The organism is Streptomyces sp. GESEQ-35, assembly GCF_017948485.1.
Lineage (GTDB): Bacteria > Actinomycetota > Actinomycetes > Streptomycetales > Streptomycetaceae > Streptomyces.
The window spans coordinates 1-9,431 of the sequence record NZ_JAFFSX010000060.1 but is presented as its reverse complement, the minus strand read 5'-3'; the positions used below and the strand labels follow the sequence as shown (position 1 = coordinate 9,431).

Annotated in this window: 9 protein-coding genes; 5 read left to right on the top strand and 4 right to left on the bottom strand. The window is 69.8% G+C overall.

The window, feature by feature from the left end; genetic code table 11:
- Positions 1–393 precede the first annotated feature (393 nt).
- A complete protein-coding gene (locus KCH87_RS48230; protein ID WP_308299097.1) occupies positions 394–1,203 on the top strand; it encodes a 2-oxo acid dehydrogenase subunit E2 in 810 nt (269 codons plus the stop codon).
- Between the two features lie 13 nt (positions 1,204–1,216).
- Here the strand turns inward: KCH87_RS48230 and KCH87_RS48225 are convergent, their stop codons facing one another.
- Together KCH87_RS48225 and KCH87_RS48220 are read right to left on the bottom strand one after the other, a co-directional pair.
- Positions 1,217–1,990: a thioesterase II family protein gene (locus tag KCH87_RS48225; RefSeq protein ID WP_210594428.1), complete on the bottom strand. Its 774-nt coding sequence runs from the start codon at positions 1,988–1,990 to the stop codon at positions 1,217–1,219.
- A 58-nt stretch (positions 1,991–2,048) separates the two neighbouring features.
- On the bottom strand, positions 2,049–2,663 hold the full coding sequence (locus KCH87_RS48220; protein WP_210594427.1) for a thioesterase domain-containing protein: 615 nt from the start codon (positions 2,661–2,663) through the stop codon (positions 2,049–2,051).
- 289 nt (positions 2,664–2,952) lie between these two features.
- On the opposite strand from KCH87_RS48220, the gene KCH87_RS48215 reads away from it, so the two are divergent.
- Positions 2,953–3,162, top strand: coding sequence for a DUF6059 family protein (locus tag KCH87_RS48215; RefSeq protein WP_210594426.1), 210 nt, complete (start codon positions 2,953–2,955; stop codon positions 3,160–3,162).
- Between the two features lie 68 nt (positions 3,163–3,230).
- Here the strand turns inward: KCH87_RS48215 and KCH87_RS48210 are convergent, their stop codons facing one another.
- Positions 3,231–3,890 (bottom strand): TetR family transcriptional regulator, encoded by a 660-nt coding sequence (locus KCH87_RS48210; RefSeq protein ID WP_308299096.1) that lies wholly within the window; start codon positions 3,888–3,890, stop codon positions 3,231–3,233.
- A 229-nt stretch (positions 3,891–4,119) separates the two neighbouring features.
- On the opposite strand from KCH87_RS48210, the gene KCH87_RS48205 reads away from it, so the two are divergent.
- The 3 genes from KCH87_RS48205 to KCH87_RS48195 all read left to right on the top strand — a co-directional run bounded on the left by KCH87_RS48205 (position 4,120) and on the right by KCH87_RS48195 (position 8,567).
- Complete coding sequence (locus KCH87_RS48205; protein ID WP_210594425.1) at positions 4,120–5,718, top strand: MFS transporter; 1,599 nt, start codon at positions 4,120–4,122, stop codon at positions 5,716–5,718.
- Positions 5,719–6,187: 469 nt separating this feature from the next.
- Positions 6,188–7,057 carry a hypothetical protein gene (locus KCH87_RS48200; RefSeq protein ID WP_210594424.1) on the top strand — a complete coding sequence of 290 codons (870 nt, stop codon included), beginning with the start codon at positions 6,188–6,190 and terminating at the stop codon, positions 7,055–7,057.
- Between the two features lie 52 nt (positions 7,058–7,109).
- A complete protein-coding gene (locus KCH87_RS48195) occupies positions 7,110–8,567 on the top strand; it encodes an FAD-dependent monooxygenase (RefSeq protein ID WP_210594423.1) in 1,458 nt (485 codons plus the stop codon).
- A gap of 95 nt (positions 8,568–8,662) precedes the next feature.
- Here the strand turns inward: KCH87_RS48195 and KCH87_RS48190 are convergent.
- A partial coding sequence (locus tag KCH87_RS48190) for a phosphopantetheine-binding protein (RefSeq protein WP_210594422.1) occupies positions 8,663–9,431 on the bottom strand: 769 nt, incomplete at its 5' end.

The window sequence follows — 9,431 nt, the reverse complement described above, 5'->3', positions numbered from 1 at the left end:
ACCGCGGGTGAAGGGGTACGACCCCGGCTCGCCCAGCTTCCCGGCCGGGTCCCAGCCCTCCAGCACCTGCGGCCCGTACACCGGCTCGATGGGCAGTCCGGACTCCGACGTGTGGCCGTTGCTCATGCGTTCCCCTCTCCGGGCGCCGGAGGCGCCACGGGATGACGGCCGGCTCCCGCGGCGGGGGTTCGTCCGTCGCCATGTGCGGCGGTGGAATTCATGCGGCTGAGCGTGGTCGACGCGACTAAAGCTGCCCTTTGCGCGGCCCAAAACGGCAAGTGCAGGGCCCAGCCGTGACGTCGGTGGTCCGGGCGGCGGCCAAGAACGGCTTAAGAGCTGTCGGAGACCCTTCCCCGGACGGTTGAACACGTTCGCGTACGAGGGGAGACGGTAGTGGCCGACACCGTGGCCGACAGGTTCGACAAGAAGGGGACGGCGGTGCCCATCGCGGCGGAGCGCCGCCACACACTGCACTTCCTGCGGGAGATCCGTCCCTTCTCGCCCGTCTTCCTCGACACCGAGGTGGACATGACGCAGGTCATGAGGCACCGTGCCGCCGCACGGGAATCGGGACAGCCGTACTCGATCCTCAGCTATGTGCTGCATGTGTCGTCGCGGGTGCTGGTGGCGCACCCGGAGGCGAACGCCGCCATCAGGGGCCGGCTGCGGCCTACCGTCGCCCGGTACGGCGTCGCCAACGCCAAGGTCACGCTCGACAAGACGATGGGGGGCCGGCGCGTGGTGCTGTCCACGGTCCTGCCCGGCGTCGACAGCCAGGGGCTGCTCGACATCCAGAAGATGCTGGACCATTTCAAGGACGTGGATCCGGAGAAGGCGCCGGAGTTCGAGGGAGTGCGCATGCTCCACCGGCTGCCCGGTCCGGTGGGCCGGGCGCTGTTCCGGCGTACGGTCAGGCCGCTGGAGACCAGGGCGCGTTTCATGGGCACCTACGCCGTCACCTCGCTGGGCCACCGGCCCGTGGACGGTTTCCACTCGGTGGGCGGCACCACGGTCACGCTCGGCGTGGGACGCGCGGTCGACCGGCCGGTGGCGCGGGACGGCCGAGTGGAGGTCGCGAAGGTGATGAGGCTCAGCCTGGCCTTCGACCACCGAGTGATCGACGGTGCTGAGGCCGCCGACGTGCTGACCGGCATCAAGGAGGGGCTGGAGGCGTTCGACGGCGGACCCGGCACCGGAGGATGAGCCAGGGACGCCGTCAGGCCGCCCGGGTGGCTACGAGGGAGTCGGTGATGACCGCGGCGACCTCCCGCAGATGGTCGTTGAGGTAGAAATGGCCGCCCCGGAAGGTCCGCAGGGAGAAGCCGCCACAGGCGTGATCCGCCCAGGCGGCGGCTTCCTCGGCGGAGACCCGCTCGTCGGTGTCGCCCGTGAGCACCGTCATCGGGCAGGAGACCCTGTCGCCCGGCCGGCCTCGATAGGTCTCGATGGCGCGGTAGTCGCTGCGCAGCATCGGCAGGACCATGTCGAGGATCTCCGGCTCCCGCAGCACCCGCGGATCGGTGCCGCTCAGGGTTGCCAGTTCGGCGATGATCCCGGCGTCGTCGAGGGTGTGCACGCTCTCGGGGCGGAAGTGGGAGGGAGCCCTGCGACCGGACAGGAACAGCGCGGTGGGCGATGTACCGAGGCGCTCCTCCACCCGTACGGCGACCTCGAACGCGAGAGTGGCGCCCATGCTGTGGCCGAACAGGGCCAGCGGCTGGTCCGTCCAGGGCTTCAGCACCTCGAAGATCGCGTCAGCGAGCTCCGGGATGCTGTCGACGCAGGGCTCGTGACGGCGGTCCTGCCGCCCCGGGTACTGCACCGCGTAGGTGCCGACGTAGGGGGAGAGGGCCGCCGACAGGGGGTGGTAGAAGCTGGCGCTGCCGCCCGCATGGGGCAAGCAGACCAGGCGCAGGCCGTCGTCGGGTGCGTGGTGGAAGCGACGGATCCAGGCTTCGGCGTTCCGTGCGGTGCGTACGGCTGAGTTCATGGGGATACGGTCGCAACCGCGTCTAAACTCCCGCCAAACGGCCCGGCCCGGCCCGCGTTCAGCCGAGCATGAGCAGATAGTCCGACAGGGCGTTGAGGAGTTCGGCGGGGCGGTGCGCGAAGTAGTCCTTGCCGCCGTGCAGCACATGGAAGTCGAACCGCTCCTTGCCGTGGTACGCCCAGGCCGCGGCCTCATCGCGGCCGATCCGGGGGTCGGCATCGCCGAAGAAGACGCCAATGGGGCAGTTGATCGTGGCCTCCTCGGCGCAGGGCCGACAGGACGGTGCCGGCTGTGCGGAGACCAGCAGGGCCGCCAGCCTGGCTCCGTGGCTGTCGTTGAGCAGGAAGGCCAGTTCGAGCCGGCGCGCCACCTCCAGCGCGATGACCGCGCCGGGTCCCTGGCCGAAGAGGACCGTGGGGCTGTCGAGTTCCTGGGCGAGTTCCTCGGCGATGCCGTCGTGCAGCGCGGGAGTCAGCTCGGCGTCCGTCGGCAGCGCCCCGTCCGAGGGGTGCGCGTACCGCACCGACAGGACTTCGGTGGACGGCGCGAGGGCTTCGGCCGCCGACCGGTGGAAGGACGAGGGCCGGCCATCCGGTGGGAAGCACACCAGCTGGAACCTCCGCCGGGTCATTGGGGTGAAGCGGTGCACCGATACGGACCGGTCGTCGAACACGATCTCCTCCGTCGATGATGTCCTGGGCGGCCGACGCCTGAGCATGCGAGGGATCTCACCGGGTTCAACTGCGGCTCTCGCTGGGCCAGTTACGGACCTCATTCTGTGACATGCCGGGAAAGGAACGGCATCCCTTCCTGCGGCATGGGCCGGAACTGATCGTTCGCCGCACGTCGGTGCCCCGTCGGGCGTTCAGCGCGGCTTAAGGGCTGACCGGCACGGTGCTGCCCTGCGAAAGCACTGTTCCGACGGCGCTGTTGACAACGAGGAGCGTGAGTGAATGGCGCGTATGAGGCGATCACCCGGTGCCCGCTGTCTTCAGGCGATCTGGGAGGCTCTGGTCAGCTACGGCAGCTTCTGGATCTGCATCCCGGAGGCGCCGGAGCCAGGGCCGCCGCTCGCGGGTCCCGCCCCGCACCACCCCGAGCGGCTGTGCCCTGAGCTCCCGCTGACCACGGTCGAACGGCGGCTCCAGGAGGAACTGTGCGGTCGCCCATGAGAGACGAAGGGTTCGTCGACGGCGGGGCGACATCCGTACTTCTCCGGTGGTGCGGCCGCGGCGCCCGCTCAGCCCTCGCCCAGGGGGGACCACGGTCCGTCAAGGGTCGGCAGCAGCAGGTCGAAGTGTTCCTCGATGGTCCGGGCGACGGCGTCGAGGTCGGCGTCCTCGTCAAGTCCCCAGCAGCGGCTGGCCACCCGGGTCACCGCGGTGAAGATGGCCACCACCAGCTTGGGGCGGGGGTCGGTGTCGTAGTCGAGGCTCTCCCGACGGGCGATCTCCCTGCCGAGGCGTTCCTCGAACGCCATGGTGCGGTGGGCATGGGCGGCACTCAGGCCCGGGGCGGTCTCGACGATGCGCAGGATCCGGGCGAGGGCCGTGACCCCGCTGATCCGCTCGGTCTGTTCCCTGACTCCGGCCCAGGTCTCCCGCACCGATCCGCGCAGTGCCTCCAACGGGGTTTCCGACGGGGGGCGTTCGGTGAGGAGTTCGAGCACGCGCTCGTCGATCTCGGTCACGGGGGCGAGGGCGACGTCCTCCTTTCCGTTGAAGTAGCGGAAGAACGTGCGCTGCGAAACGTTGACGGCGGCGACGATCTCGTCAACCGTCGTGCGCTCGTAACCCTGTTCTGTGAACAGGGCGATCGCAGAGCGGATCAGGGCGTCGCGGGTGAGCTGCTTCTTCCGTTCCCGCAGCCCGGGTTCTCCTGCGTCAGCTTCCACTCTCACCTGTCGCCAGCTCCTTAACGATCGCCGATGGGTTCGGAACGTCACCTGAACCCCCGCACTCACGACGCCTGTTGCTGCATTCGCACCGTGGCAGCCGCGTCACCATAGTGCCAGAGTTTCCTGGCAGCGGCTGACTACTAGCAGGGATTGACGTTTGTCAGTTGCTGCCATATCTTCTCGGTGAGTTGTCCTCCGCTGTCTGTTACGACACGACTCGATCGGAGCCGTCATGGCCCAGACCTCCTTAGGCAAGACCGCTGAGACGGAACCTCTCAGCCCGAGAAAGGGCCTGCGCGGGCACCCTTGGCTCACCCTGTTCACCGTTGGCATCGGGGCCATGATGGTGACCCTGGACGGCACGATCGTGGCAGTCGCCAATCCCGCCATCCAGCAGGACCTCAACGCCTCGCTCGAGCAGATCCAATGGATCACCAACGGCTATCTGCTCGCGCTCGGCGTGTCACTGATCACCGCCGGCAAGCTCGGTGACCGCTTCGGTCACCGGCAGACCTTCCTGGTCGGGGTCGCCGGCTTCGCCGCCACCTCGGCCGCCATCGGACTGGCCGACAGCCCCGGCCTGGTCATCGCCTTCCGCGTCCTCCAGGGCATGTGCGGCTCGCTGCTCCAGCCGGCCGCGCTCGGCCTGCTGCGCGCCACCTTCCCGGCGAAGAAGCTCAACATGGCGATCGGTATCTGGGGCGCGGTGATCGGCGCCTCCATCGCCGCGGGTCCCATCGTCGGCGGTCTGCTCGTCGAGCACGTCAACTGGGAGTCGGTCTTCTTCCTCAACATCCCCGTCGGCATCGTGGCCTTCGCGCTCGGCCTCGTTGTCCTGCGTAAGCCGCCCGCCGAAAAGGCCGCCTCTGAAGGCATGTTCGACTTCCCCGGCGTCATCCTGCTGTCCGGGTCGATGTTCTGCCTGATCTTCAGCCTGATCAAGGCCGAGGCCTGGGGCTGGACCGGCGCCAAGACCCTCGGCCTGCTCGCCGCGGCCGTCGCCCTCGGCTTCGTCTTCGTGCTCTGGGAGGCCAGGGCCAGCAACCCACTCATCCCGCTCGGACTGTTCCGCTCCGTCTCCCTGTCGGCCGCCACCGTCGTGACGGTCCTGATGGCCTTCGCCTTCATGGGCGGCTTGTTCTTCATCACCTTCTACCTACAGAACGTGCACGGCATGAGCCCGGTGGACAGCGGCGTCCACCTGCTGCCCGTCACGGCGATGATGATCGTCGGTTCGCCGCTCGGCGGCGCGCTCATGGCCAAGTACGGCCCCAAGATCCCGCTGGCCGGCGGCATGGCCCTCTCCGGCGCCGCGATCCTCGGCCTGGGATCGCTCGACACCGACGCGAGCACCCTCGCGATGTCCCTCTGGTTCGTGCTCCTCGGCCTCGGGCTGGCCCCCGTCATCGTCGCCAGCACCGACGTGATCGTGAGCAACGCCCCCGAGGAACACGCCGGTATCGCGGGCGGCCTCCAGCAGGCGGCCATGCAGGTCGGCGGTAGCCTCGGCACGGCGGTGTTGGGAGCCGTGATGGCCTCCCGGGTCGCCGACACCCTCCCCGACAAGTGGTCCGCCGCGGGCCTCCCGGAGGTCGACGGAGAACAGCAGGAGGCGATGAAGGACGCCGTCTCCATCGGCTTGGCACCCGTGCCCGAGGGCACTCCCGAGGGGATCGCGGCCACCATCTCCAAGATCGCCCACGACTGCTTCATCAGCGGTATGGGGCTCGCCTTCACCATCTCCGCCGTCATCGCCGGCTTCGGCGCGGTGCTCGCCCTGCTGACCAAGCGCGGCTCCAGTGCCACGGGCGAGACCGCCGTACACGTCTGACGCAGCGACCGGTCCGGCGCCACGGCCGGACCACACACCCCCGGGGGGCTGGACGTGCCCCGGGACCGGAACGGCTCGCCCGGCGGAGGCGGGCATCCGGATTCGCGCCGGTTCGTGGGGACGGGACGGCGCGAAGAACGGGCTCGGCGACCGGTACATCCCCCGGCTGGTCGCCGGGCTCCGCTCGTTTCCGCGCCGACGCACCGTGCACCCCCAGATGCGGCGCGGCTACGGCGCCAAGGCCGCATGGCCCTGGCGTTACTGACGTAGTGTCACCCAACCGTCGTAGAGGCCGAGTTCGGGACCGTGAGGCCACGGCGCCGCTGACGCAGTGTCATCTGATGCGGTCGCAGAGGCGGAGTCCGGTTCGCACGCCACGGCGCCGCTGACGCGCTGTCACCTGACCGTCGTAGAGCCGGCGCCCCTGCCCGCACGGCCCCGACGAGCCGCACCTGCCGAGTGGGGATCCATGAACACCACAGCGCTGACCGTCGTTCTGTCGGTTCTCTCCGCCGCCTGCTACGCGGTCGGAGCTGTGCTCCAGGAACGCCTCGCCGCCTGTACGGCGGCCACCGCACGCGGCCTCTTCCGCCGCGGCCAGGGCCTGACAGCGCTCGGCCTCAACATCGCCGGCGGCCTTCTGCACGTGGCAGCCCTCTGCTACGGCCCGCTCAGCCTGGTGCAACCGCTCGGCGCGCTCTCCGTCATCCTCGCCGTGCCGACGGGCGCCGCCCTGGCCCGGCGCCGGGTCGCGCTCCGCGAATGGCGAGGTCTCGCCCTCGCCCTCGCCGGCCTGACCGGACTGCTCCTGGCCACCACGGCCCCGCACCCCACGACCGGACACCTCCTGAACCTGCCGCAGACCTGCCTGCTGGCCGGCGTCTGCGCGGCGACGATCGCCCTGCTCGCCCGGAAACCGGCGAACAGCCTGGGCAATGCTGTCGCCGCGGGTGTCACCTTCGCCGTCGGCTCCGCGCTCACCCAGTGCGTCTCCGTGGCCGTCATGGACGACGGACCCGGCGCACTCGCCGACCCCGCCACGGCGTTGTCCGCCACGCTCGTCCCGCCGCTGGCCCTGACCGGCGTGCTGCTCTCCCAGATCGCCTACCGCGGCGGCCTCGGCGCCCCCTTGGTCCTCATCACCATCGCCAACCCCGTGGCCTCCTGCCTCATAGGCCTGACCCTCCTCGGGGAGACCCTCGACGGCGGTACGCCGGGCGTCGTCTGCGCCTTGACCGGAGCAGCCGTCGCCGCCCGCGGAGTGGCACTGCTGTGCCGCCCCGCCACCGGAGGGAACAAGTGGCCCGGCACCGACTCGGCGGCCTTTCCCGGCCTTTAGAAGCGCTCCCTAGCCTGAGGCCGACCCGACCCACCGACCTTCGGGAGCCTCAGTGCCCAGTGAACAGGACATCGTGGACGTCGCCATCGTCGGAGCCGGTCCCGTCGGCCTCTGGCTGGCAAGGGAACTCTCCGTCGGAGGCGTGAACGTCCGGGTTCTGGAACGAGACACCGAACGCAGCCCCTACATCAGGGCCTTCGGCCTCCAGGCGCGGAGCCTGGAGATCTTGGACATGCGAGGTCTGCTCGACCGGGTCGCCGGCGAACGCTCCCGCAAACTCCCCGTGGCGAACGTGGCGGGCCTGCTGCCCTGGCTCCAGCTCGCCGGACTCGACACCACCCACCCCTACGGTCTGTCGGTACGGCAGAACGTCGTGGAGGAGGTCATCGAGCAGGCCCTCGGTGAACTCGGTGTCACGGTCGAACGCGGCAACGCCGTCGTGGGCCTGGCCACCCAACCCGACCGCGTACGCGTGAAACTGGAGAACGGCGAGAGCGTCTCCGCACGCTACGTCGTCGGCTGCGACGGAGCTCACAGCGCCGTGCGTAAACTCGCCGGCATCGACTTCCCCGGCAGCAGCACCACCGCCACCTACATCCTTGCCGACGTCACCCTCGACGAACCGCCGTCCTGGATGGGTCAGTTGGGCATACGACACTTCCCGGCGCCGGACGGCAGCAGGCTCGGCTGGTTCATGGGCGGCATCGTCCCGGACACCGGCCGACACCGCATCATGGTCTGCGACCGGGAGTCCAGCCGGGTCACCAAGGAAGAGCCCGTCTCCTTCGAGGAACTGCGCGAAGTCCTCCTCCGCCTCACCGACACCGACTGCGGCGCCCACTCCCCGACCTGGCTCTCCCGCGTCGGCAACCCGGCACGAGTCGCCGCCCGCTACCGCACCGGGCGGGTACTGCTCGCCGGTGACGCCGCACACGTCCACTCCCCGTTCGGCGGCCAGGGACTCAACACGGGACTCCAGGACGCCACCAACCTGGGCTGGAAGCTCGCCGCGGTGGTGCGCGGCGACGCCGACGAGGAGTTTCTGGAGACGTACCACGACGAACGCCACCCCATCGGTGAGGCCGTCATCGCCAACACCCTGGCCCAGACCACCATGGTCTTCGACTTCACGCCGGGCGGTCAGCACCTGCGCGACCTCTTCTCCCGCCTCCTGGAGTTCCCTCAGGTCAACCAGTACCTGGCCGGACAGATCACGGCACTCGACTACGCCTACCCGGCCCCCTCCGGCGCCGACGCCCACCCGCTCGTCGGCAGCCGCGTGCCCAACCTGGCCCTGAACCTGACCGGCAACGGCATGAGCCGCCTGTTCGACCACCTCAAGGACGCCGCCCACGTCCTGCTCACCCGTACGGACGACCCGACCCAGCCGGCCGCCGCTCCGGGAGCCGTACACATCGTGCACGGCTGGCCGGCCGAGGACCGGGACGGATGGGAGGACCTCCAGTCCGTACTGATCCGCCCCGACGGGCATGTGGCAGCCGTGCGCTGACATTTCTCGAACCCTCGAACCCTCGAACCGACAACGACAGAGGCCGCCGGGAAACCCGGCGGCCTCTGTGCTTGCGGTCAGTTCTGCTGTGCTCGCTAGATGCCGAGCTCGTTGTCGATGAACTCGAAGATCTCGTCGTCCGAGGCCTCACCGATGCGCACCACCGAGGCATCGCCGCTGTCGCTCAGCCCCTGAAGCAGCGACTGAAGCCGTGCCGCCAGTTCCTCGCGGGTGGCGTTGTCGGGCTCCGCGGAGAGCAGTGCTGCCTCCAGCGAGGCGACACCGTCGAGCAGCGACCGCGGTGACCCGCTGTCCGCCCGCTCGTCGAGGGCGAGTTGCCCGAGGAGATACGACGCCACGCCCTGTGCGGTCGGCTGGTCGAAGACGAGGGTCGTCGGCAGCCGCAGCCCGGAGGCCCGACCGAGCCGGTTGCGCAGCTCCACGGCCGTCAGCGAGTCGAACCCGAGATCCAGCAGTCCACGGTGCGGTACCACTGCGTCGATGTCGTCCAGCCCGAGGATGGACGCCGCCTGCTCCCGTACGAAGTCCAGAAGCACGGACGGCCGTTGCTCGGCCGGAATCGAGGCGAGCCGCTGCGGGAGGAGCGCCGACAGTTCCTCGGATGAGCCCGCTGCGGTCGAGGCCGCCCGGAGCCGGGGCCGTACCTTCACCAGCCCCTGGAGCAGCGGCGACACCGGATCGCCCGCCTCCAGACGCGCCCGCACCTGGTTGGTGCTGATCGGCATCGGCACCATCGCTGGTTCCCCCGCGGCGATTGCCTGGTCGAAGAGGGCGAGTCCTTCTTCCTCCGACATCGGCACCACACCGCTGCGGGCCAGGACGAGGTTGTCCGTCGCGCTCATG

Coding starts and splice junctions, on each gene's coding strand:
- KCH87_RS48205 (WP_210594425.1), top strand. CDS start 4,120: ATGGCCCAGACCTCCTTAGGCAAGACCGCTGAGACGGAACCTCTCAGC.
- KCH87_RS48215 (WP_210594426.1), top strand. CDS start 2,953: ATGAGGCGATCACCCGGTGCCCGCTGTCTTCAGGCGATCTGGGAGGCT.
- KCH87_RS48200 (WP_210594424.1), top strand. CDS start 6,188: ATGAACACCACAGCGCTGACCGTCGTTCTGTCGGTTCTCTCCGCCGCC.
- KCH87_RS48225 (WP_210594428.1), bottom strand. CDS start 1,990: ATGAACTCAGCCGTACGCACCGCACGGAACGCCGAAGCCTGGATCCGT.